Below are 24,100 nucleotides of genomic sequence, written 5' to 3' on the forward strand. Positions count from 1 at the left end.
CTCCTTCTTTCAATTATATCTTTCCAAAAGCACCTGAGCTCTAACCGGCTTAACAGGAACATCGAGAAAACGTCTGGGTGATGCCGCCCTCAAATAAATTCTAACCTCTTTTATTGCTTGTGCGCCAACAAAAAGCGAGTTCTCAGCTTAGCCAGGACCTTGCTCCAGGACACTGTCTCAATATGAGATTTCCGATGGATACAAAGAAATAGGTTTATTTTTGTATTAGAAACTGATCAGTCGTCCGCTTAAAAAATAGACAATGTCAATCAGTGAAGGTCGATCGCATTCTCAACACCCAATAGAGAGACCATACTCTCTATGAGCTCCTGTGAGGGTTTTACTGAACGAGGGTCCATCGGCTCCAAAAGTACAGATTTTGAGATATCCGACAACAAAAGTTCGAAGGAGAGATTCGCATCTCCTGGATGCCTGAGAAAAAGATCACGTAAATCTCCTAGCTTATCCTCACTCCTTTGATTGAGGCTCAGTACCAATGATTTTGCTCGTGCGAAGATATCGTGAATGGGCCTTACCTCATCAACTAAAATCTTCAACTGATCTTTGTCTTTCTCTAGGGTTCCAGATACCAAAAGTGCAACATCCGATTTAAGTGAAGTCTCGTATTTTCCGAATGAATCCGGAAAAATAACTAACTCAAGACTGCCGGTAAGATCTTCGAGAACCCCAAAAGCCATGCGAGTTCCCTTCTTTGTAATGATCTCCCTTAAGGTATTTACAATTCCCAAAATACTCACTCGACTCTTGTTCGGTGAAGCCGCAATTCCTTGGATCGTGCCGGAAGCCCACTTTTTGGTTAGTCTCTCAAGGCCAGCTAAGGGGTGATCCGACAAATAAAAGCCCAAGACTTCTTTTTCATAAATTAACCGTTGGCTTCTATTCCATGGAGGACGAGACTCAATCCTGACCTTCTCTTGTTCTTGAACTTCAGCTGCGAAGGCGAATAAACTGACTTGCCCTCTTTCCAAATCCCTTTTTGCTTGATCGGCCCGCTCTATGAAACGGGGATAATTTTCCGTTAACTCCGCTCGATTGGACCCAAAACCATCAAAGGCTCCCGCCTTGATCATACACTCAACGGTCTTTTTATTGACCCTTCTTAAATCTACTGAGGAAAAAAACTCCTCTAAAGACTCAAATCCTTTTCCATCTCGAGAATGAAGAGAATCAAGAATCGCCTCTACAGCACTTTTACCAACCCCTTTAATTGCACCTAATGAAAAGTATATAACATCGCCACGAGCTGAAAATTTATACTCAGAATGATTGATATGAGGAGGCAAAACCTTAATTTTGTGGCGCTGAGCATCCTTCACGTACTTCACGACTTTATCAGTGTCGTTCATCTCTGTACTTAAGAGAGAGGCAAAAAACTCGACTGGATAATAGTGTTTGATCCAGGCTGTATAGGCCGAAACCACACAATAGGCGGCAGCGTGAGATTTATTAAAGCCATACTTAGCAAACTCCGCCATGGTGTCGAAAAGTTCCGCCGCCTTGATCAAATCATGATTGTTCTCTTTGGCTCCTGCCAAAAACCGATCTTTCTGAGTTGCCATTTCCTCAGCAATCTTTTTTCCCATTGCTCGACGAAGCAAATCCGCTTCTCCCAAACTATAATTTGCTATCCGTGAGGCAACGAGCTGCACTTGTTCCTGATAAACGATGATCCCATAAGTCTCCTTCAAAATCGGCTCAAGCTCAGGAAATAAATATTTGACTGGAGTCTCCCCCTTTTTTCGAGACAAATAATCAGGAATCATGTCCATCGGTCCAGGTCTGTACAAAGCATTGATAGCGACAATATCTTCAAAACAGTTAGGTTGAGCCTTGCGAATCAGGTCTGTAATTCCCTCTCCCTCAAATTGAAAAACCCCTGCGGTATCTCCTTTACACATCAATTCGTAGATGCCAGGATCTGAAAGAGAAATATCCTGCACAAGATATTTCTTTCCACGATTGCGCTCTATTAAACGAAGAGCATCATTGATATGCGTGAGAGTTTTGAGACCCAGAAAATCGAACTTCATAAGTCCAATTTTCTCTGAGTGCTTCATGTCATACTGGACGACATTTTCTCCCTCTACTCCACGATAAAGAGGCGCATGATTTACGATATTTCCATCAGCAATGATAACTCCCGCAGCGTGTATGCCTGCGTGACGGACGAGACCTTCAATTTTTTGAGCAAGATCCATCAGATTACTGATTTTAGGATCGGTTTCCATTAACTCACGAATTCGAGATTCTTCTTTGATGGCATCTCCAAGATTGATTCCAAGACGTTCAGGAATCAACTTGGCAATCACGTCGACTTCGCTAAATGTCATTCCCATCACTCGACCCACATCACGAATGGCTGCTCTTGCCTGCAATTTACCGTAGGTGATAATTTGGGAGACACTGTCTTCGCCGTATTTCTTGGTCACATATTCAATAACTCTTTGACGGTTTTCCTGACAAAAATCGACGTCAAAGTCAGGCATACTGACCCGTTCTGGATTCAGAAATCGCTCGAAGATCAAATTGTAAGTCATCGGATCAAGATCAGTAATCCCAAGACTGTAAGCAACAAGAGAGCCCGCTCCAGAACCACGACCTGGACCAACTGGAATATCATTGTTCTTCGCCCATCCAATAAAGTCCTGAACAATCAAAAAATAGCCATTAAATCCCATTCGATCGATAACACCGAGTTCATATTCGAGCCGCTCTCGATAAGTGTTCACCCTTTCTGGAGAGAACTCTTCACCGCGCCTCTGCGCTTGCTCAAATCTCTGTTCTAAACCCTTATGACTGAGCTCCTCCATCTCATTTTTTGTCGTTCGCCCATCTGCAGTCGGATAGGTGGGCAAATGATAAATGGGTTTCCCCTCTTGATTCTTTAGTGAAAACTCAAGGCAACAACGATCCGCTATTTCAAGAGTCATATCACATGCTTCAGGGTTCTTTCTAAACAGATCTCGCATCTGCTTGGGTCCCTTGAGATAAAACTGATCGGAGCCCAGTCGGAAGCGACTTTCGTCCATCAGAGTTTTGTTGGACCCAATACAAATCAATGTTTCCTGTGCCAACTGATCGGATTGATGGAGATAATGAACATCGTTGGCTGCCACCAATGGAACATTTTTTATTCGAGAAGCTTCGACAAGAAATCCATTGATCCGGTCCCAGGCAGCAACTCCCGTTTGATTCATCTCAAGATAGAGTCGCTCAGGAAATAACTCCTTGAGCTTATCAATCGCATCTAAGGCCTTATCTTCTCCTAGGTTTTGAAGACTCCAAGGAATTTCACCCATGAGTCCACCGGTTAAACAAAGAAGATTCGAATTGTGCTGTTTGAGAATCTCGTAGTCGATTCGTGGCTTGTAATAAAATCCCTCACGATAACCAATGGTACTGATCTTACAAAGCTGCCTGTATCCTTCAATGTTCTGTGCCAGGAGAACAAGTCGACGATTTGGCATTTGAGTGGTTTCTCTATCCTCTCCTTTGAGATGCCTCGACTTAGGGGCGACATAAACCTCTAATCCCAAGATCGGTTTGATACCCATTTTCTTTGCAGCGAAATAGAATTCAATAATACCGAACATATTTCCGCAGTCGGTAAGAGCCACGGCCGGCATTTGCAATTCATGCACTCGTTCCGCAAGAGCATCCAGTCGAACGGTTGCCTCAAGAAGCGAATACTGTGAATGAACATGCAAATGAACAAAGGACATAATTCCTTATTCCCACTCAATCGTTCCTGGCGGCTTTGAAGTCACATCATACACAACACGATTGACTCCTCTGACCTCGTTGGTGATTCTGTTAGACAATTGACGCAAAAACTCGGTCGGAAAAGAATACCAGTCGGCTGTCATCCCATCAGTTGAAGTGACCGCCCGAATCGCCACCACCCGCTCATAGGTTCGAGAATCCCCCTGAACTCCCACCGTTTTTACGGGCAAAAGAACACAAAATGCTTGCCAGATTTTATCATAGAGACCTTTGGTCTTTAACTCCTCAACATAAATTGCGTCCACATCTTTTAAAATATTCAAATTACTTTCGGTCACTTCATCGAGCACCCGAATCGCAAGCCCAGGCCCTGGAAATGGATGTCTCCATAGAACATCACGAGGAATCCCTAACTCTAAGCCAATAGATCGAACCTCATCTTTAAAAAGCTCGCGAAGAGGTTCGACTAATTTTAGATTTAAGTCCTTTGGTAAACCACCGACATTATGGTGAGATTTAATCGTCACACTCGTGCCTCGGAGCGAAATACTCTCGATAACGTCGGGATAAAGGGTCCCTTGAGCCAACCAATCGATAGGACCAATTTCTGATATAGACTTCTTAAAAACCTCAATGAACGTGTGGCCAATAATTTTTCGCTTCTTTTCTGGATCGAAGACTCCCTTTAGCTTATCCAAAAACAAAGCCGAACTGTCCACTCCGACAACATTTAGTCCAATTGTCTTGTATGTCTGCAAGACCTGATTGTATTAGCCCTGTCGTAACAATCCATTGTCTACAAAAACACAATGCACACGGTCAGCGCCGAGAGCCTTCGTCAAGAGCGTTCCAACGACGGTGGAATCAACTCCTCCACTCATAGCACAAAGCACATGTTCGCCGTCTGGAATTCTTGTCTTCAGGTTCTCTATCAGACGTTGAGCAATAGAGGGAGCCGTCCAATCGCGCTGAGCCCCGCAATGATCAAATACAAACGCTTTAAGTAGCTCCATCCCATGTTCAGTGTGACTCACCTCAGGATGAAACTGAAAACCCCAGATACGTGGGCTGACAACCGCAGCTGGATAATCAAATGCACTGGTGGCCACCGCTTCAAAACCCAGGGGAACTTTGTTTACAATATCCCCGTGACTCATCCAGACGTTTTGTTCTTTAGGAACTTTCGCGATCAACTTATTCCATTTGACCACGTTAAGTCCATATTCTCGTCTTTCGGCACTTTCAACCTGACCCCCGTATTGCTGGGCAATCAGCTGCATGCCGTAGCAAATACCCAGAACTGGAGCTATCTCAGCCAGGTCCTTGATTGGACGCACAGGCGCGCCCTCATCATTCACCGAGGAAGGTCCCCCACTCAAAATAATCCCTTTCGGCTTTCGCTGTCTGATCTCTTCTATTGCCATATCATAAGGAAGAAGTTCTGAAAACACACTCAGTTCGCGCAAACGACGTGCAATCAACTGAGTGTACTGTGAACCAAAATCAAGAATAAGAAATCCACCTTCCATCCGCAAACACCCTGCCTTTCTAGTTGAACCGCAAATAAAGATCCAAAGAGTTCATTACCTTAACCAATTGAGCTCTCTGGGTCCAGACTAATTCCAAATCGAATCCACTAAGAATTTTGGAACTGTAAAATGATACCCAAAAGAAATTCCACCATAAGTATAACCCACACCATCTAGCTTCAAAGGCGCCACATTTGAAGCTCGAGCCATTGATTTCTGCCAGAGTTCAATGTCCTCCGCGACCCGACGGACGAAGAACTTCCCAACAAATCGATCCGAAAAAAAATAAGAATAACCAATTTCGATATTAGCGGCGAGACTTCCTCGACCATCCTGAGAGACCTGTCCCGATTTCTCCCATGAAATGCCAGTGTACCCAAGAGCAGGAACCAGCTGAAAATAGGCATAGCCGTAAGATGATTTCCATCCGACCTGAGGTCCAAATCCGCCGGAAAAATGCAACCTTTTAAACTCAATCCCTTGAAGCATTGGGGTTTCTGGATAACTAATTCTACTCCAACTTGCACTGGCTGAAGGCACGAATTTAAACTGAGCCTGCCCGAACTTTCTTTGACTCTGTTTTTCCAAGTGGGAAAGATTCAATGCCCCCAAATAACGAAGGATATCTCCCCAGACGCCTGAATCATACTGGCTAACGCCAATAAACTCAGAACCGTTCGCTTCAAATGAAGGAGTCACTGAAGCAAATTCAACTGAAATTGTGTTTGGAATGAGTCTCACAAATGAGCCCAACTTTTCTGACAAACTCCTGTCTGCATAAGAGGGTATTTGCTCAGAATCAATACTCAAAGCAAAGGTCTCTTGATGTGTCTCTTTTGTAAATGGCGTCAGCTGAGACCTGATCTCAACTTGGCTTGATCGGCCCGAAAGAACCTCTGACTCCACAAGATGGCTCACGCCTAGCTCCTTGAAAAGCTGAGTTCTATACGACCAACTGGGTTTAGAATCAAAGTCATATTCCCAGTCTAAAAATGTTTCGAGAGTTCCTCCATATTGCAAGACTTCGGCGTTTGGATAGCGTTTTCTCACATGCGACCCTATCGTCAGTCCCACTTGGTCACTCAACAATTCATCTGAGCTTTGCGGGGGAGCAATCGCAATCCGATCAATTGAGAGACGCTCCTCGCTCTCAAGTTTTTTGTCCCAATTAATTTCGATAGGGTCCACCAAATCCCAAGCTGATCCTGTCAGCAAATCGACACCCCAACCAATTGGAGCCAATGTGAGCAAAGCAAAATTTCCGGCAAAACTTCGACCCCACCGGTACTGAGTTGGCAATATCAAAGTTTTTTTGTCGTGTCCCGACTGCAGAACTTCAAGTTCAAGATCCCGGCCCCTTGGCAAAGTGAGAAGAAGCGGAGTCATTCCCACCTTTTTTCCTTGATAACGAACCTCAGCCCCTTGAGGCTGAGACTTTACCACAACCACCTGACGGCGACTCTTTTGAGTTAAGCTCGCACAACCAAAAAAACAAAAACTCAAGGATAAAACCAATAAAAGGGAGCTTTGTCTCCTGGGCACGATCAATCTAACCGATAGTTAGGTGCTTCTTTCGTGATACTCACATCGTGTACATGAGACTCACGAAGCCCTTGAGGAGATACCCGCACAAATTTTGCTCTCTTTTGAAGCTCCTCAATTGTTTGAGCGCCAAGATAACCCATTCCCGATCTTAAACCACCTATGAGTTGATGAATAATCCCACTCAGGCTGCCCCGATAGGGCACCTTTCCTTCGATTCCCTCTGGAACGAGTTTTGACATATCATTGACATCTTCTTGAAAGTACCGATCTTTAGATCCATCTTTCATGGCACCGAGACTGCCCATGCCTCGATAAACTTTGTAAGTACGCCCTTGATACAATATTGTTTCACCGGGGCTTTCGTCTGCACCAGCCAACATATTCCCCACCATGACGGTCGATGCGCCCATTGCCAATGCCTTGGTGACATCTCCCGAAAATTTAATCCCACCGTCAGCGATGATTGTCCGACCCAGCTTTTTTGCAGCCTTAGCGCACTCAAATATTGCCGAAATTTGGGGCATCCCAACGCCGCTCACAACACGAGTCGTGCAAATGCTGCCAGGCCCCACTCCCACTTTTACAACATCAACGCCTCGCTTAATTAAATCAGTTGTCCCTTCTGCTGTTACTACATTACCTGCTACTAAAATAACATGAGGAAATTCCTGCGAAACAAAATCGACCATTTTCATTACGTTTAATGAATGTCCATGAGCCGTATCCACCGTAATCACATCACATCCTGCATGCACTAAAGCAGCAACTCGCTCACGACTCGTTGAATCGACTCCGACAGCAGCCCCAACAAGCAAGCGACCATGATCATCTTTTGTGGCTTGCGGAAAGGTCTGTGCCTTCTCAATATCTTTAATGGTAATCAAACCTCGCAACTTTCCTTGATTGTCCACGACCGGTAGTTTCTCAATGCGGTGGCGGTGAAGGATGACTTTTGCTTGCTCTAAGGTTGTTCCGACTTCAGCCGTTACCAGACTTTCCTTCGTCATAATATTCGAAATTGGTTGATCAAGATTTGTCTCAAATCGCAGATCACGATTTGTCAAGATCCCAACCAGTTTTCCATCCACCGTGATTGGAACACCAGAAATCGAATATCTTTGCATCAGTTTCATGGCATCTGAAACTCGATTCTCTGGGTGCATCGTGATAGGATCCAAGATCATTCCACTTTCATATTTTTTAACTCGTTCAACTTCAAGAGCCTGATTTGCAATTGACATATTTTTATGGAGAATGCCAAGCCCCCCGATTTGGGCCATCACTCGAGCTGTTTTGTGTTCCGTCACAGTGTCCATTGCCGCTGCAATAACCGGAACTTTAAGAAAGACATTCCGAGCAAAAAAACTGCTCGTATTGATTTCTGAAGGGGTCACTTCCGAATATTGAGGCAATAACAAAACATCATCGTAAGTGAATGCCTGGGGAATCAAATCAGACATGAAACTCTCCTTTTTCGCTTTTCTCGAACCATTTCATATACTCAAGATAGTTATTGGCGGACTTTTTTAAAAAAGCGAGTTCTTCAATACTCAGGGGCCTCACCACTTTTGCTGGGCGCCCCAAAATGAGGGAACCCTCATCAAATGAAGCTCCTTCTGTCACTAAGGATCCAGCCGCAACAATACACCGAGAAGGAATTCTTGCCTTATCCATAATGACAGAACCCATTCCAATCAAAACTTCATCTCCTATTTCACAGCCATGAAGGATCACCGCATGACCAACAGTCACTCTGTGACCGATTGTTGTTCCGCACTTGTTATAGGTTCCGTGAACGATAGACCCGTCCTGAATATTGGATTGATCTCCTATACGAATAGGCATGACATCACCACGAATCACGGCATTAAACCAAACGGAACACTGCTTACCTAAAACCACATCACCGACTAAAGTAGAGTTCGGAGCCAAATAGGTACCTTCGCCAACTTGAGGCGTGAACCCACGAACAGAAAGCATGACCATATCAAAATCTCCTACATCATATAGGGGTGCTGATTACGGCCAATTCCTGGCTCCAAATTTAACCCCTGCTGAAGATTATCAATATTCGTCTTTAACTCCCGACTTTGCTGAACAAACCAACGTGGCACAAAAAATTTTGCCTTTGAAAAAAGACAAAATGAAATGCATTCGTCAGCCCTATGACGGAGACCCTGAAGTCTTTCGTCTCCTTTAAATTTTAATTCAACAATTTGAACGTGGCCCTTGATTTCGACAAAAAGACATTGCTCCAGATTCACTCCCAACTCGTTCAGCAACTTGTGTGTCAGCCGATGAGGAGTTGCAGGCACAGTCTTTTGAAACTCTTGAGACAGACTAATTCCGGCATCGAGAGGACTTAACCATACTGGCAGAGTTAACTTTTCGTCCGCATCTCTAAACAGCATAATCGGCCGCACCTCGTCTGCGGCCAGAGTGACACCAAAGGGAAAAACTTCAACTAGATCCTGATCCGAATGCAAATCAACTTCGAATTTCTCACTCATGATTTTAGCTCCCCGCGCAGAGTCTGAGGAAAGGCTTCTTTTATATAAACAGATACAGTTTGTCTTGTCAGGTCTTCGCGGCCATTGAAATGCACTAATTTATTTTGTGTTGAACGTCCAGCGCAACGCCCAGAATTCTGGTCATAGTTCTCAACCAAAACTCGCAAAGTCTCGCCCTCATATTTCTTTACCAAATCAAACGCGATCTCTTTGTGTTTTGCAAATAATCGATCAAGCCTCTCGCTTTGGATTTCATTCGGGACTTGATCTGTAAAACGAGCCGCTTTTGTAAACGGTCGAGGACTGTATTTGAAAGCAAAAATACTCTCAAAGGGAACCTCCTCGAGCAAAGAAAGAGTTTCCTGAAACTGTTCTTCTGTTTCTCCTGGAAAACCAACAATGATATCAGTGGAGAGAACAGAACCTGGCATTGCCTTTAAAATCATCTGCGCCTTTTCGATGTATTCCTCACGAGTGTATCCTCGATTCATGCGTTCGAGGATTCTTGAATTTCCAGCCTGAACTGGAAGATGAATATATTCGCATATTTTATCTCGATGCCTGTCCATCAGTTCAACGAGGTTGAGATCAAAATCCTTGGGATGACTTGTCACAAAACGAATTCTCTCTATATTCGTATCACTTGCAAGAACTCTCAGTAGTTCTGCAAAATTCGCTCCGCACTCGCTCTTATAAGAATTCACATTCTGCCCCAAGAGCGTGACTTCCTTCACTCCTCGCAGAACCAACTTCTCGATATCTCCTCGAATATCGGCCATCGGACGGCTACGCTCCCGCCCTCTCGTGAAGGGAACAACACAAAAGGTGCAAAAATTATCGCAGCCCTTCATGATATTAACAAAAGTCGACACCCCAGGAGCTCGCACCAAGGTCTCGATATAATAGGGGTTTTCGTAGTCAAAGCGAGCCACCACAAGCTTGTTCTGCTGGTGAAGGTCGGAAACGATCTTTGGCAAGTGATCAATCGAATCAGTTCCAATGACAAAGTCCACCATGGGGATATCCACCATGATGCGCTCCTTCTCTTGCTGAGCGACGCATCCGGCGATTCCAATCTTTACCTGAGGATTTTTCTGTTTGAATTTCTTGTATCGTCCCACTTCAGAATGAACTTTGTGAACTGGCTTCTCTCTCACACTGCAAGAATTAATAATGATCAAGGAAGCCTGGTCAGGGGTTCCAACTGGCGTGTAATTCGCCATTTCCAGCAATGAATACATCCTCTCCGTGTCATTGGCGTTCATCTGACATCCATAGGTTGAGATGTAAACCCCGAGGCCCTGCTGCCCTCCATCTAAATTTTGACCCAAGTCCAGATTTTTCAATCGGTGCCTCAACGGGTAAGAGATTCCTGCAAAAACTCGTGATATCCTAAGGCCTAAACGCCTAAATTCTGAGAAGTATAGACAAGTTTATAAACGTCGACTTATAAAAGGTCAAATCTATCGCTAAGGGGAACACCAGTGCAGCCACGTTTAAAATATTCTTCAAAATGGACTCCTATCCCGGCCGAACTTGCTCAGCAAATAACTGAACTTTTCTCTGAGAATTTCAATAGTTACATAGCCGGAGGTGTTGTTGTAGTTGAGGGTCGGATTTACCTGAAAGAAGTCCTTCTCAGGTTAGGCTATCGAGCCAAGAACGAATTACGTCAGGCCAACTTCGAAATATCTGTCGAATATGATCGAAATAAAGACAATATGGTAAAAATGATCCATGCGGCTGTCGACTGCGCCGCCTCTATGATGGAATCCTATTTCACAGAAGAAGCTGCGGAATTCCCACTGTCCTGGGAGAAATTTGATTTCTCTGGGCGCCCCATATACCTGCAATTCTCGTCCACCAATACGGAACTGGAGTCGGAGGCCGATCGACTATTAGGGGTCAAAGAGGAAGATAATCTCATGCGCGGAGACGACATTGATGAGGACTTGACTGAAGAAGAGTTGGATCTAAAAATCTCGATGCTCGGCCTTGAGGACGAAGACTTCCCTGAAGAAAAACCGCCCACAAAAACAACTAAGAAAACAGCAAAAAAAAGCCGAAGTTAGATACTCCCTAGAAATTCCATCTAGAAATCGTCATCTTCTCGTGAATGAGTGTCAGAGGCCCCACGGACTTCGTCGAGAATACTGCTATCCTCTTCAAAATCACTGTCTTCCCCACCTGATTCGTCAATTTCAAGCTCCTGAATCGCGGCCATGAAATCCTTTTCTGTCCTCAGGTCACGACGAATCATCTCGAGATATTTATCTGGATAACGCGATGTCAGTTCTTCAATGTAATGAATGAGCTTCCCATCACACAGAATCTTCTTGCGTTGCTGAATCTTCTTCCAAAAAAGCAAATAGTGGTATCGGCAATAACTCTCAACAATTGCAAGCTGGTCACAGTCCCTGCGTCGGCAATATCTTCGTCCCTCAGCATCAGTGAGAACAATCTCTTCAGGCGGCCTTGATTCAATTTCATGATCACCGCCATCATCAGAGTCTCCTAGGTCCTCCGCAGACGCCTGCGCCGCAGGAGCCTCCTTCTTGGCTGTCGAAGAGACTTCTTTGTCTCTTCCCGTCTCAAGTTTGGGCTTCTTAGGCTTTTTATCGGTTTTCTTTTCTTTGGAGGAAACGTCCTCGTGAGCCGCTATCTTATCGTCGGTCTTTGCTTTCGGAACTCGATCTTTTTGATCTTTTAATTTGACCGTGACTCTTTGTGTCGATACTGCTTTCGGCCTCAGTTTTACTTTAGGTTTAGCGACTTTTTTTGCCGGAACCTTTTTGGCCGATGCCTTTTTTACGACAGTCTTTTTTGGGGATACCGCTGCTTTTTTGGGGGTCTTTACAACCTTTTTCTTTTTTTTAGCCATGGGGATAATAGTTGAGTTATTTTTATACGGGCGTCAAGTGGTAAAAGGCTTCAGCCGAAAGGAGGAACCGCATTTTAGCTCTCCGTGGAAAAAGCAATACTTTGGTGCCGCTCATCCAATGTCGATAACCAGAGTTCATTAGGACGATGCATTGTTCTTTAGGATTCAAATCCTAAGTGAGTTACCATGTCCGCTCCCACCAATCAAAACTGGGCACGGCATCCACAACTTTAAAGGTTTGATCGGGTTTAGGCTACAAAACCGAGTGTGTTTATTAATTGATCTTCGCCTGAGAGTTCAACTGCGGAAGATCCCCTTATCGATTGCTTTAGTCGTCTTTCTATGAGGTATCTATCGGTTGAACACGCATTGACTCTTTTAGAAGAGACGCTGCCATTATCGGGATCCACTGTGATTGAGACCAGCTCTTCCTCCTGGTTCAAAACACAGAAACGATTCCCCAAGCCACCAAACTCATACCTTGGATTATGTCCATATTGGTAAATGCCCTTTTTCACATCCTTATCCGTCAAAATCTGATAGTGAAAATGCTGATCAATAAGATTTACAAATTTTAACAGTTGCGGCATATTGCCCGATTTGATTGCTATTTCGTCATCGTGGTCTCCTAAGCGTGCTCCCTGAAAGTTCAAATCAATAACTACCGGATAACTATCCGGCAACTGCCTGAAAAGGCGGTACAAGTTTTCATTGGTTGAAAAATCGCTAGAAATCATGGAGTCAATGAATGGGTTCTTTACATCAGTCACATCGTATGGCAACCGAAACTCTCTAAAACCAAAAACGCTATCCATTTTCTCGGCCACTACTGGGTCTGGCACTACATGGGATGTTGCATCGGTGATCTTTTGCTTCGCCCTTGCAGCACAGTCAGCCAAATTCGCCATGAGCTTTGGCCCCCTATCGTAATAACGTTTGCGCAGAGCATGTTTGACATCCCCTGGCAATGAAAATTGGTCAAGCTTCTTCATAAAAGCTACGGAGACGTCCCATGTTTCACTCTTCTTAAGGTAGTCTAATGCGCCCAAAACATTATCGAGTGACTGAAGGAACTCATCTTTTTTTGGAGCTCTGGGGCTTGGACTAACCAAGTTCCAGCCAAACCTCCAAACCACAACATCAGTAAAAGGGCCACACGCATTCTTAATGAATGACTCTGTTGAAATACTTCGAACAATCAAAGCATACAAGGGGGTATAAACTCCTTTTTCGCATATAGACTCCGTGCTGCCTGGGTTCGCCTCACAGTAACCATATTTAATCTCCCTGTCCGTGTATGTACCATTGAAAGCATCTTCTAACAGCCAGCCTCCAATTCCTTTAATCTGATAAAAAAGAGCCTCAACTCCGTCGTTTTTGTAACTACTTTCAAGACTCCCCGGTTCAAATTTGTTTGCTAAGTGCGATATATAGCCATTGGTAAAGAATCGGATATAATCAGATTTAAAATCGCTGTAAGAGCTAAATGTCTCTTTAGTTGAACTGTCCCTATTAGCTTCTAGTTCATCTAAAGAAGCACTCATTACCTCAGATTTGATTTTGAAAACCTTAGGTGACCAGGAGAAAAATTGATCCGAAATCTCAAGGCCCCCCTGAGATCGCCCGGAAGCGCTAAGCCCCACCGTCAACACTAAAACTAATATTTTTGGAAACTTACCCATCTGACCCCCTCAACATCGATAACTTCCCAGACTCACAATCAATTTGAATGAAACCCGTAAGAAATCAAGCCACAAATGGCAACATGGTGTGTGGTGTCCATTTTCCTGACTTCGACACAACACGCAATGATAAGTATTGATTTTTACATGCTAATTTTGGTCACCCACCATTCTAATGCAACCTTCGGCCCAATTCATAGGGCACTAGGAGACAAAGCTCAACTCTTCTGTAGCGATGGGCTCATCGTCTCATCTTGAGACACCTTTAAAACGATTGCATAGAGATATCATATTTGATATCATTATTTTCATGTGCGCTGGGCGCTAAGCCGCAGCAAACCAGTGTGAACAGTTTAATGGACTATGCTGAGCCACACCAGAGTAATCCTAGAGAATGGAGCTCTGTATCGAGTCTTGCAAGCTGGAAGGAAGCGGGGACCTCCGCCGAACGACCAGAGTGAAGCGTAGACAGAGAGACCATAGGCCGTAACGCAAGTGAAGATATTGAGCCTCGTCAGCTTAAGAATGAGGGTGCCGAGACTTTATGGAATGTGCCGCAAGGCAAGCGCGAAGGCAACATCTGAGGGGACATCAAACCCGAAGAACCCTCCGGGGTCCGAGTTCACGGCATGTGGTCAAGGTTTGCTGGAGGAACCCAGGAGATCCATAGAGGATCTGAAAGGAAACAAAGTGAGTGTACAAGATAATATAATCAAGACCTCACGATATCCTCTAGAGGAAGTCAGATCGTTTCATTTTAGCAAGGACGTGTGGTAATGCACACTGAGCGAAGGGAACGACAGAATTTGAATCGTGGACACTCTTCCCCATCGAGTCGCAGAACTGGATACATGGGGTCAACAGCTCGCACGCTGGAGCTGAACAGTTGGGCACGAATAGGTTTATCGGCGAAGACCCCTGATATTGTTTTCAACAATCTCTTCAGCCACATTCACGTGGAAAATCTTCGTCAGGCATTTCGAGCTTTGGATGGATCCAAAGCACTAGGAATCGACGGCATAAGTAAAGCAGAATATGCAAAGGATCTCGATAGGAACCTGGAAGACTTGGTCTCAAGACTTCACATCGGCACCTATCGGCCGCAGGCTAAGAAGGAGATTCTGATCCCCAAACTCAACGGTAAAACAAGACCTATTGCTATTAGCTGCTTCGAGGATAAGCTCGTGGAATGGACACTAGGAAAAATCCTAGACTCCGCCTACGATCCCCTGTTTATCAGGAACTCCTTTGGTTTTCGACCAGGAAAATCCCCTGACGATGCGATCAAGGCCAACTTCAACATCCTCAAAGATGACAAAAGGCCTTTCGTTGTCGAAATTGACCTTGCGAACTTCTTCAACACAGTTTCTCACGAGAAATTGATGAAGATCCTCCGCAAGCGAATTAATGACCGAAAACTCTTGGGACTCATTGCAAGATTTCTCAAAGTTGACATCCTCAACCAAGAGGGATTGACCAACGCCACTGAAGTTGGCACCCCACAGGGATCAGTCATGTCTCCCATCCTATCAAATATCTTTCTACACTACGCCCTGGATACATGGTTTGTTGAAAACTATGCAAGCCAACAGGCCGTGATCGTGAGATATGCCGATGATGCGGTCTTCATGTTTAGCAAAGAGCAACAAGCAAAAGATTTCCTTGCTGCCCTTAGACTCAGACTTGCAGAATACAACCTGAGTGTGAATGAAGACAAAACAGCCATCATCAACTTTGCCAAGGGCGAGGAAACTATTTTTAGTTTCCTTGGTTTCACTTTCTTCTGGAATAAAAGAAAAGGTTGGAACAAAATCAAGTTGGTTATAAAAACTCAACGCGACAAGCTGACAAAGAAAATCCAGGAATTCACCGAGTGGATCAAGCTAAACCGCGCTCGGATATCACGAAAAGAAATCTGGTCGATCGTGGCAGCGAAACTTCGCGGCCATTACAACTACTACGGATACTTTTGTAATCGGGGTAAGTTACAGCTCTTCTATAGCGGAGTGATCGGAGCCTTGTTTAAGTGGTTAAACAGGCGCTCTCAGAAGAAATCATTTACTTGGCCCGAGTTTCAACGGCTCCTCTCGAGAGAGCCATTGCCCGAGCCACCTGAAATGACGAAACTGAAAAACTTAGGATGGAGCCCTTATGCTAAATAAACACGAAACAAATTTTGAAGAGCCCGTTGCGGGAAATCCGCACGGCGGGTTCTGTGAGGAGCTTGCTCCTTCCAGATGGAAGGAGTAGGTTTACTCGATGGGTAAGACCGAGAAGCTGTTAGCAAAACTGAAAAATGGGACAATCTCGGCACAGGAAATTAGAACGCTTTTAGGTCAACTTGGATGGATTTTAGCTAGGAAAAAAGGTTCACATGAGCAATGGCTGAAGAACGGTAAAGTGTTAACTCTTGCGACTCACTCGAAAGATCTAAAGCCCTATCAGATAAAGCAGGTCTCAAAAGCATTGGAGGAATAATGGCATTGCCTAAAAAAGTAAAAGAACTGATTCCATACTATTCTTATAATATTCATTACTCAGATGAAGACGAAGCGTATGTTGTATCAGTGGCGGAACTTTCAGGTTGTATGACCCACGGCGAATCGCCGTCAGAGGCCTTGGAAATGGCACACGAGGCCGTTGAGGGACATCTCGAAGCTTTAATTTCTCAAAAACAGGGGATTCCCGAACCCATTGCTAAAATTAAGGCGAGCGGAGATTTCCTCGTTAGGAGTAATCCTCAGCTCCATCAACGATTGATTCGCAAGTCGCACGAAGAAGGCTACAAAAGCCTAAATAAATTTGTAGTCGATAAACTTGAAGAGCTTGTTGAGAAATAGCTTCCTGATCTTTATCGCAATCTTTTCGAGTTTCGATCTTTTCAGATGAGGTTATGTGGATAAGCGGGTCGTGCATCAGCTTCCGTGACTAATGCTCCGAGCATTATGTCAGCTGAAGCTGTTGATCGTTTAATTTTCTCAGTGCTCTGCAAAGATTGAAGCCTATAGAGCGAGCGATGGCCAGACATCTCCATTGCCGGTGTTGATTTCACATTCGGTTTGTTGAATCCAATTTAGGTCCCTTCTACCTGGGCCCGCTCTCGCCTGATCTTTTTTGACAGATGCTACAAATCCTGTCTCCAAAAAATATCGGATCTGCGGCAATAGTCTTTCCATCACGCCCGATAATTTTTTCAGCTCTCGTTCCGTCTTGCTGGTGCATAGCACGCGATTAGGTCTTCAGGGCCTGACGGTAAGTGATTTGTCTCACCGACATCAGGGCCACGTCCCCTAGCAGTTCCCGATAGTGGGGCTCTGGTCTAACAAGGGCCTTGACCTTGGAGGCTCTGATGTTCATCGCCATTTCGATCATCTTTGGCCACTGGATCAATTTTGTCAGTTGCAATAACTCGTGATTTTCTTTGATGCGAATGTCTGCTTGTATAGGGTGACTCTGATCGAAGAATCCGACCTGTCGGGGATTTCTCATGGTGATTGTTCCTCTGAAAGCTTGATTGAGTTTGCACGATCACAGAATGAAAGATTCTGGAAAATAATCAAGTTCTCAGAGCGAATATGTCGCTGAACTCCGAACTCGCTCTACTTGATCCTAATATTGCCCTCAGTGGTCCGAACATACACTGAGCCAGCAACCTCCCCGCGAAGTTTACCTTTTGAAGATTTCAGGTTGGGTGAGCGAGTGACGGCCAAGAATGCTGGCAATACCAATTGACCCTCGGCAGTCGCTACATTAACAGATGCTCCAGAATTTGGAAGAGTGAGGTTGACATTGCCCTCCTTGGACTGAATCCTCACGTCAGCATCTCCGAAAACATTTGCTGTTACAGACCCTCCTCCGCTTTGACCTCGAAGCTCACCGCTGAGCTTGTCGATCATCAGATTGGCCCGAATATTTTGAAAATCAAGACGACCTTTGATCCCCTCTATTTTGACCTGACCAGCAGTCGTCACCAAATGAAGCCCGCCCTCTAAATCTGCGACACGAGTTTCGCCAGTAAAATTTTCTAAATCGATTTTTCCTTTAATATTAGCAAGTTGAACTTTTGAATTGAAGCAATCAACAACGACATTCCCCTCTCTTCCGACAACCGAAAGCTCCCCACTGCTATTTCTCAGGGTCGCCTCTCCCTTTCCTCCATGCAGTCGCAAACTACCTTTCAAGAGGTGGGCTGATACGGGAGCGCTCCAGTTTTCTATGGCGACCTGGCCCTTCCGCCACGAGATTTCGAGCGGAACCGAAGGAGCCGTGATCTCAAGATAAAACTGAGGAACCCCACCCATCAGCAGTTTTGCCCAGCTCGACTTGCTTTGGGGTGAGTGAATGGCCGCCTCGATGATATCCCCCTTGCGTTGCAAACTGAAATTCCATTCGTCCAAAACAGACTTCGCCTCTGCACTCATCTTTGCTGGATTTTCTTGTTTTACGCGTATACTCAACTCCCGAGAACCGGAAGGTTTTCCTTCGACCTTGATGGTCCCTTCAAATCCCTGCACCACCAATCTATCGTTTGGTTTCACCTCAATGACCAATGGTTTGTAATCGATAACGGCCGAGTGAGCCTGTGGAGCTGTCACTCCACCAACCACCACTACCAGGAGAATCCCCATAGATAAGTTCAGCGACCCGCGTGTCCACTTCACAAAGTTGCTCCTTTTCACTTGCCCGTGATGATAGCCAAGGACTCACCAATTAGCACCTGTTCCCTTTGATGACACAGTGAGTTTTAAGTTGAAGCGCGGACTCATACGATTGACAAGATATCTTGTGATTTCCCACAATCAGATCGATCCGAATCCGACCGAAATCGTTTGATTTTCTTTTACAAACTGGAGGTCCCCGTGTCTCAAGCAGTTTATGTCGTCAGCGCTCAGAGAACTCCAATTGGTGCCTTCCAAGGCGCTCTCAGCTCCCTTCCTGCACCACAACTTGGAGCCGCGGCCATCAAATCAGCTTTAGAAAAAGCCGATCTAAAATCAGAATTTATCGATGAGTGCATCATGGGCCATGTTCTCACCGCAGGAACAGGCCAAGCTCCTGCACGACAGGCCGCGCTCGCTGCAGGGCTCTCCCCGTCCACACCTTGCTTAACGATAAATAAAGTGTGCGGATCAGGTCTCAAAGCCATCATGCTGGGAATGGACTCCATTCGTCTTGGACAGAGCGAAATCGTCGTCGCCGGCGGACAGGAAAACATGAGTTTAGCTCCCCACCTGTTAATGAATTCGCGCAGCGGATACCGGCTGGGCCACGTTCAAACATTAGATTCGCTTCTTCAAGATGGCCTTTGGGATCCTTACCATCATTGGCATATGGGACAGGCAGCGGAATTGTGCGCGAGCGAACATAAAATCTCTCGAGAGGAGCAAGATAAGTTTGCAATTGAGTCCTATGAATGGGCACAACGAGCCCAAAAGTCTGGAACTTTTGATGATGAAATTGTTCCCGTGAAGATTTCAGAAAAAAAGGAAACTGTGACTGTCGATAAAGATGAGGAGCCCGCCAACGCAAGATTTGATAAAATGCCGGGATTGCGCCCCGCCTTTGAAAAAGATGGAACTATCACGGCGGCCAATGCGAGTAAAATCAATGATGGCGGAGCAGCCGTTGTCTTGGCTTCCGAAAAAGCTGTTAAAAAATATCAGCTCAAGCCAATAGCAAAAATCGTCAATCATGCAAGTTTTGCTCAAGAGCCCAAATGGTTTACGACAGCTCCAGTCGGAGCAATGAAAAAATCTCTCCTATTGGCCGGATTGAAAGCCCAGGATATCGGCCTTTGGGAAATAAACGAGGCCTTCAGCGTTGTCACCTTAGTAGCGATGAAAGAGCTGGGGTTGAATCGCCAACAAGTCAATGTCAACGGCGGAGCGGTCGCGCTGGGCCACCCGATAGGAGCCAGTGGAGCAAGGATTTTCACGACTCTGGTGCACGCTCTAAAAAAACAGAATCAAAGTTTTGGAATTGCCAGTCTCTGCATTGGTGGAGGTGAGGCCGTTTCTGTATTGGTGGAAAGAGTATGAGAAGAACCGATAAGGTTTATGCCAGTGCTGCGGAAGCCATCCACGGGGTGAAGGACGGTATGTTATTCCTTTTTGGAGGATTCGGTCTTTGCGGAATTCCCGAAAATTGCATCCTTGCTCTCAGAGATTCAGGAGTAAAGAATCTGACCTGCGTATCGAACAACGCAGGAGTTGATGATTTTGGTTTGGGTCTTCTTCTCAAAACCAGGCAAATTAAGAAAATGATTTCCAGCTATGTCGGTGAAAATGAGATGTTTGAACGTCAGTTCCTCAGTCAGGAATTGGAGGTAGAACTGATTCCTCAGGGCACTTTGGCCGAACGCCTGCGTTCGGGAGGAGCCGGCATCCCCGCTTTTTACACTCCGGCAGGAGTTGGAACCCTTGTTGCAGCTGGAAAAGAGGAGAGAGAGTTTGAAGGTCGACGTTACATTCTAGAGAAATGGATCCGAGGTGATTTTGCCTTTGTGAAGGCCTGGAAAGGCGACAAGTTTGGCAATCTTATTTTTCGAAAAACGGCCCGCAATTTCAATCCCATGGTTGCAACAGCTGGAAAGATCACCATTGCCGAGGTCGAGGAACTGGTAGAAACTGGAAGTCTAAATCCCGATAACATCCATACTCCTGGAGTTTATGTTCAACGAATCTTTCAAGGTACCAATTATCAGAAACGTATCGAAAATCTCACGGTACGCAACTAGGTCCTAAGGAGAAAAATCGGTGGCAAAGATATTAGATCGTAATCAAATTGCTCAAAGAATTGCTCAAGAGGTCGAAGAAGGCTTTACTGTTAACCTTGGTATTGGGATCCCCACTCTCGTTGCCAATTTTATTTCTCAATCAAAAAACATTATGTTGCAGAGTGAAAATGGCTTGCTCGGCATTGGACCTTTTCCTCTTAACGATGAAGTGGACCCAGATCTTATCAATGCCGGCAAGCAAACGATCACGACGGTACCTGGAGCCAGTTTTTTTTCCTCTGCAGACAGCTTCGCCATGATTCGCGGGGGCCATATCGATTTGACTGTTTTGGGCGCTATGCAAGTTGATCAAAATGGAAATATCGCCAACTGGATGGTTCCAGGAAAAATGGTGAAGGGCATGGGTGGGGCCATGGATCTTGTTGCCAGTGCCAAGCGAGTCATTGTAGCCATGCAACATGTCGACAAATCGGGAGAGTCCAAACTGCTTAAAGAGTGCACGCTTCCTCTGACAGGCATTCATTGCATCCATCGAATCGTAACCGATATGGCCGTCGTGGATGTCACCCCGACCGGCTTTCTCTTGCGCGAGATCGCTCCCGGCTTTGAAGTCGAGGACATCATCAAAGCCACTGAGGCCCCAATTCAAATCGCTTCAGACCTAAAAATCATGACTTTTGTTTGAGAACCTTCGCTACTCTTTAGAGACCAAAGTTGCTATAACGAGGTCGCCAGAGACATTCACTGCCGTCCGACACATGTCGAGCACTCGATCTATCCCTAAGATAATGCCAATGCCCTCTGCGGGTATGCCAACAGTTTGCAGGAGAATGACAATCAAAGGCAAACTGCCACCTGGCACACCAGCAGTGCCTATTCCGGCAAGAATTGACATCAATACAACCTGAAGTTGTTGCAATCCTGTCAGGTCGACCCCGTAGACCTGAGCCAAAAAAAGCACCGTGACGCCTTCAAATAGGGCCGTGCCATTTTGATTTGCAGTGGCACCGACAGTCAGCACAAAACGCGAAATCCTGGGAGGAAGGCCTAACTTAAATTCGGCCGTATCGAGAGAATAGGGAAGAGTGGCATTGCTGGAGGCCGTCGAAAATGATGTGAGTAAGACTTCGCTAATATTGCGGAAAAATTTCGTTGGAGAGCGACCTGCAAAAAGCTTGAGGGCAAGACCATAAACAACCACCATGTGAAACAGCAAGCCAAGTAGCACGACAGCTACGTAGGAGAAGAGGGCCTTAAAAATATCAGGCCCCATCTTTGCCGCTGAGGAAAAAACAAGCACAAATACTGCGAGTGGCGCCATTTTCATCACGCTTTGTACAATTCGTATCGATACGTCGAACATATCTCTCAAAAATGGAACCATCACCGGCTCCAAATTCCCCCTCGTTTTGGTAACTGCGCCCAGAGCCAGGCCAAAAATTACACTGAATATCATAAGAGAAAGCATTTCACCTTCCATTGCGCGAACAGCAGCCTCCAACGGATTTTTTGGAATCAGCTCGACAACGACTTGGGCGATGGGCTTCGCCTGACTGGCATTAGAATGAATCTCTTTGATTTTGGAAAAATCGGAGCCAGACAGAGCGGCCGAAAAATCGAAGCCCTTGCCTGGTTCGATCCAATTGATCAATCCTATTCCGATGAGAACACTGATTGAGCTCAGCACAATCGTCCATCCCACCGTCCGTCCTAGAATTTTTTTCACTCCCTCTGTCGCACTCAATTCATAGACACCCAAGATGAGGGCAGAGAGAACCATCGGCACAACGACCATAAACATCAAACGCAAAAACAACTGGCCTATCGGAGTTAAAAATTGAGTGACAACAAAATTAAGAGTCTCTGCCGATTGAGTATCCACACTCAAAAGATTTGCGCCCCAGCCGGCAAGCCCCCCAACAACGAGAGACAAAAACATCCAATGATAACTCTTCATCGTCAGGTGCTCCTTATTACGTCATGTTACATTCAAGATGGACGAACTCGCGATTTTCAAGGCAGAACTATCATTTCCCTTTGATCAGGGTCAACCAAGCATTGGATTGAACAGATGAAAAGAGTTGCCTAGTACTTTTGGATGTCAACGGGAGACCAAACTGCTCAGTCTTCCTTTTTCAGTGTAAACAGGCACTTGTCGCCTGGTCTTGCATCTGATACTCCGTTGCCACACCCTGAAGATCACTCATAAAAGGAGCTCAATTGATCAAGCGAAGAGTTTATGGTGCCACTACCAGCCCTCTTTTTAAAATTTCCATGTTTTTGATGAGCTCGATGCTGTTTGCGTTAAAACCTGCCTTAGCGCAGTCTGGGCCTGATATTGAATTGGGCGGAAAAATTCTGGCCGTTATCCAAGAAAACAAACCGTGGATTTCAGAATCAGATTACTCAAGGATTGAGGCAAAATGGAAGATTGCCTTGAAGAAACTAGTAGCTCATCCCAATTCTGAGACTTCCGAAGGCTCCGCTGGGTTTTTTAGAATTTTTGTAGACAACATCGACACTTGGGAAATTTCTTTTGAAAAAAATGATTTCCTTTTCAAGAGGATGTTTGCGGCTATTATCGGAACTAGAGGACTTTCTTATCCACTCAATGAAATCATGAAATTGGCGATTCCAATTGTAGACTTAATGCAGAAATCGATGATAGATCGCAAACAGGTCTATTTAAGTTGGATCAACAGTTATTTCTCATTGATTTTGGAGAATGCAATCGAAAGGTCAACTCCTGCTGAAATCAGTGAGACACTGGATCAGCCTCTGAGCAAAAGGATTTTGCTCAGTTCCCATCTTTTTCTAAAATCATATTTGATCGGCCTGAGTAGATCAAAAATTTTTGATTATGAATACAAACATCTGTTGGCCAAAACATACTTATCCAAGGAATTTCCAGGTGAAATCCAATCGACGGCCCTGGATGTGGCGGCAAATGCTGCTTGGGATCTAGCCCAAGATAATAAAAAGATAAAAGAGAGCGCGCCCCCGATCAAGGAGATCGCTGAAACAGTTCAACTGCTAAAAAATTACTTCTTTGAACTGAGTCATTCTCAGGATGAGCTATGGCTTCAGAAAAGGACGATAAAGGGCATTGCCAAAATCCCATTTCCTACACAGGACACTAAAGACTTTCTAAGAAAAATCGCAATAGACAAGAAAAATTACCCACCTGAACTTCGTCAGGTGGCCTTTGATTCATTGCTTAGAATTCGTGGCTATCTGGATCCTGGAGGCGCCTATGCGGGTGGCCCACCAGACCATCTGTGGCTCCGAAATCTTCGTGTTTTTATATCACTCAAGTATGAACTGGTCGCAGCCAGACTAGGTCGTAGCTGTAGAGCTCTGCTGCGCTAGAGCTTCGGGATATCCGTGACATAATGGTAAACTTAAAAAGATTGCTTTTCAAACTGGAGGTGCTGCAGCTTATGACCTTTTAAAAAAGTGGGACCGTGAAATAA

At 45.2% G+C, this 24,100-nt stretch carries 19 protein-coding genes and 1 pseudogene; 8 read left to right on the forward strand and 12 right to left on the reverse strand.

Going from position 1 to position 24,100, the window contains the following annotated elements; genetic code table 11:
- Positions 1-269: 269 nt before the first annotated feature.
- From dnaE to miaB, 7 genes and pseudogenes are all read right to left on the reverse strand, one after another.
- Entirely contained in the window at positions 270-3,743 is a 3,474-nt protein-coding gene (gene dnaE / locus IPL83_00160; GenBank protein ID MBK9037576.1) for a DNA polymerase III subunit alpha, read from the reverse strand.
- Positions 3,744-3,749: 6 nt separating this feature from the next.
- Positions 3,750-5,273, reverse strand: a pseudogene (guaA, locus tag IPL83_00165) (glutamine-hydrolyzing GMP synthase).
- Positions 5,274-5,360: 87 nt separating this feature from the next.
- Entirely contained in the window at positions 5,361-6,722 is a 1,362-nt protein-coding gene (locus IPL83_00170) for a PEGA domain-containing protein (GenBank protein ID MBK9037577.1), read from the reverse strand.
- A 95-nt stretch (positions 6,723-6,817) separates the two neighbouring features.
- Positions 6,818-8,278 (reverse strand): IMP dehydrogenase, encoded by a 1,461-nt coding sequence (guaB, locus tag IPL83_00175; protein MBK9037578.1) that lies wholly within the window; start codon positions 8,276-8,278, stop codon positions 6,818-6,820.
- Positions 8,271-8,804, reverse strand: a complete 534-nt coding sequence (locus IPL83_00180; protein MBK9037579.1) for a gamma carbonic anhydrase family protein — start codon at positions 8,802-8,804, stop codon at positions 8,271-8,273. Before IPL83_00180 ends, guaB begins: the two co-directional genes overlap by 8 nt.
- A gap of 11 nt (positions 8,805-8,815) precedes the next feature.
- Positions 8,816-9,328, reverse strand: coding sequence for a bifunctional nuclease family protein (locus IPL83_00185; protein MBK9037580.1), 513 nt, complete (start codon positions 9,326-9,328; stop codon positions 8,816-8,818).
- Entirely contained in the window at positions 9,325-10,719 is a 1,395-nt protein-coding gene (gene miaB / locus IPL83_00190; protein MBK9037581.1) for a tRNA (N6-isopentenyl adenosine(37)-C2)-methylthiotransferase MiaB, read from the reverse strand. The genes IPL83_00185 and miaB overlap by 4 nt, the downstream gene beginning before the upstream one ends.
- A gap of 93 nt (positions 10,720-10,812) precedes the next feature.
- Here miaB and IPL83_00195 point away from each other — a divergent pair, with 93 nt between their 5' ends.
- Positions 10,813-11,400 carry a hypothetical protein gene (locus IPL83_00195; protein MBK9037582.1) on the forward strand — a complete coding sequence of 196 codons (588 nt, stop codon included), beginning with the start codon at positions 10,813-10,815 and terminating at the stop codon, positions 11,398-11,400.
- A 20-nt stretch (positions 11,401-11,420) separates the two neighbouring features.
- Here IPL83_00195 and IPL83_00200 read toward each other — a convergent pair whose 3' ends face one another.
- Positions 11,421-12,209, reverse strand: coding sequence for a hypothetical protein (locus IPL83_00200; protein ID MBK9037583.1), 789 nt, complete (start codon positions 12,207-12,209; stop codon positions 11,421-11,423).
- 248 nt (positions 12,210-12,457) lie between these two features.
- Positions 12,458-13,891, reverse strand: coding sequence for a hypothetical protein (locus IPL83_00205; protein ID MBK9037584.1), 1,434 nt, complete (start codon positions 13,889-13,891; stop codon positions 12,458-12,460).
- A gap of 806 nt (positions 13,892-14,697) precedes the next feature.
- On the opposite strand from IPL83_00205, the gene ltrA reads away from it, so the two are divergent.
- The 3 genes from ltrA (at position 14,698) to IPL83_00220 (ending at position 16,731) form a co-directional block, all read left to right on the forward strand.
- A complete protein-coding gene (gene ltrA / locus IPL83_00210; GenBank protein MBK9037585.1) occupies positions 14,698-16,053 on the forward strand; it encodes a group II intron reverse transcriptase/maturase in 1,356 nt (451 codons plus the stop codon).
- Between the two features lie 97 nt (positions 16,054-16,150).
- Entirely contained in the window at positions 16,151-16,369 is a 219-nt protein-coding gene (locus IPL83_00215) for a type II toxin-antitoxin system HicA family toxin (GenBank protein MBK9037586.1), read from the forward strand.
- Positions 16,369-16,731 (forward strand): type II toxin-antitoxin system HicB family antitoxin, encoded by a 363-nt coding sequence (locus IPL83_00220; protein MBK9037587.1) that lies wholly within the window; start codon positions 16,369-16,371, stop codon positions 16,729-16,731. The genes IPL83_00215 and IPL83_00220 overlap by 1 nt, the downstream gene beginning before the upstream one ends.
- A gap of 391 nt (positions 16,732-17,122) precedes the next feature.
- Here the strand turns inward: IPL83_00220 and IPL83_00225 are convergent, their stop codons facing one another.
- Both IPL83_00225 and IPL83_00230 read right to left on the reverse strand, forming a co-directional pair.
- Positions 17,123-17,380: a hypothetical protein gene (locus IPL83_00225; GenBank protein MBK9037588.1), complete on the reverse strand. Its 258-nt coding sequence runs from the start codon at positions 17,378-17,380 to the stop codon at positions 17,123-17,125.
- Between the two features lie 110 nt (positions 17,381-17,490).
- A complete protein-coding gene (locus IPL83_00230; protein ID MBK9037589.1) occupies positions 17,491-18,552 on the reverse strand; it encodes a DUF4097 family beta strand repeat protein in 1,062 nt (353 codons plus the stop codon).
- A 198-nt stretch (positions 18,553-18,750) separates the two neighbouring features.
- Between IPL83_00230 and IPL83_00235 the strand changes: the two genes are divergently transcribed.
- The 3 genes from IPL83_00235 to IPL83_00245 are packed head-to-tail and all read left to right on the forward strand — an operon-like array spanning position 18,751 to position 21,312.
- Entirely contained in the window at positions 18,751-19,929 is a 1,179-nt protein-coding gene (locus tag IPL83_00235; protein ID MBK9037590.1) for a thiolase family protein, read from the forward strand.
- Positions 19,926-20,627 (forward strand): CoA transferase subunit A, encoded by a 702-nt coding sequence (locus tag IPL83_00240; protein ID MBK9037591.1) that lies wholly within the window; start codon positions 19,926-19,928, stop codon positions 20,625-20,627. The genes IPL83_00235 and IPL83_00240 overlap by 4 nt, the downstream gene beginning before the upstream one ends.
- A gap of 28 nt (positions 20,628-20,655) precedes the next feature.
- Positions 20,656-21,312: a CoA transferase subunit B gene (locus tag IPL83_00245; protein ID MBK9037592.1), complete on the forward strand. Its 657-nt coding sequence runs from the start codon at positions 20,656-20,658 to the stop codon at positions 21,310-21,312.
- A 9-nt stretch (positions 21,313-21,321) separates the two neighbouring features.
- Here the strand turns inward: IPL83_00245 and IPL83_00250 are convergent, their stop codons facing one another.
- A complete protein-coding gene (locus IPL83_00250) occupies positions 21,322-22,584 on the reverse strand; it encodes a dicarboxylate/amino acid:cation symporter (protein MBK9037593.1) in 1,263 nt (420 codons plus the stop codon).
- A 263-nt stretch (positions 22,585-22,847) separates the two neighbouring features.
- On the opposite strand from IPL83_00250, the gene IPL83_00255 reads away from it, so the two are divergent.
- On the forward strand, positions 22,848-23,996 hold the full coding sequence (locus IPL83_00255) for a hypothetical protein (protein ID MBK9037594.1): 1,149 nt from the start codon (positions 22,848-22,850) through the stop codon (positions 23,994-23,996).
- Positions 23,997-24,100 lie beyond the last annotated feature (104 nt).

This window comes from Bdellovibrionales bacterium (genome assembly GCA_016716765.1).
In the GTDB taxonomy this organism is placed as follows: Bacteria; Bdellovibrionota; Bdellovibrionia; order Bdellovibrionales; family UBA1609; genus JADJVA01.

Bases quoted from the DNA above. Each gene is read 5' to 3' on its own strand.
- IPL83_00250 (MBK9037593.1), bottom strand. From the start codon at position 22,584: ATGAAGAGTTATCATTGGATGTTTTTGTCTCTCGTTGTTGGGGGGCTT.
- IPL83_00220 (MBK9037587.1), top strand. From the start codon at position 16,369: ATGGCATTGCCTAAAAAAGTAAAAGAACTGATTCCATACTATTCTTAT.
- IPL83_00200 (MBK9037583.1), bottom strand. From the start codon at position 12,209: ATGGCTAAAAAAAAGAAAAAGGTTGTAAAGACCCCCAAAAAAGCAGCG.
- IPL83_00240 (MBK9037591.1), top strand. From the start codon at position 19,926: ATGAGAAGAACCGATAAGGTTTATGCCAGTGCTGCGGAAGCCATCCAC.
- dnaE (MBK9037576.1), bottom strand. From the start codon at position 3,743: ATGTCCTTTGTTCATTTGCATGTTCATTCACAGTATTCGCTTCTTGAG.
- IPL83_00225 (MBK9037588.1), bottom strand. From the start codon at position 17,380: ATGAGAAATCCCCGACAGGTCGGATTCTTCGATCAGAGTCACCCTATA.
- IPL83_00180 (MBK9037579.1), bottom strand. From the start codon at position 8,804: ATGGTCATGCTTTCTGTTCGTGGGTTCACGCCTCAAGTTGGCGAAGGT.
- IPL83_00205 (MBK9037584.1), bottom strand. From the start codon at position 13,891: ATGGGTAAGTTTCCAAAAATATTAGTTTTAGTGTTGACGGTGGGGCTT.
- IPL83_00185 (MBK9037580.1), bottom strand. From the start codon at position 9,328: ATGAGTGAGAAATTCGAAGTTGATTTGCATTCGGATCAGGATCTAGTT.
- guaB (MBK9037578.1), bottom strand. From the start codon at position 8,278: ATGTCTGATTTGATTCCCCAGGCATTCACTTACGATGATGTTTTGTTA.
- IPL83_00215 (MBK9037586.1), top strand. From the start codon at position 16,151: ATGGGTAAGACCGAGAAGCTGTTAGCAAAACTGAAAAATGGGACAATC.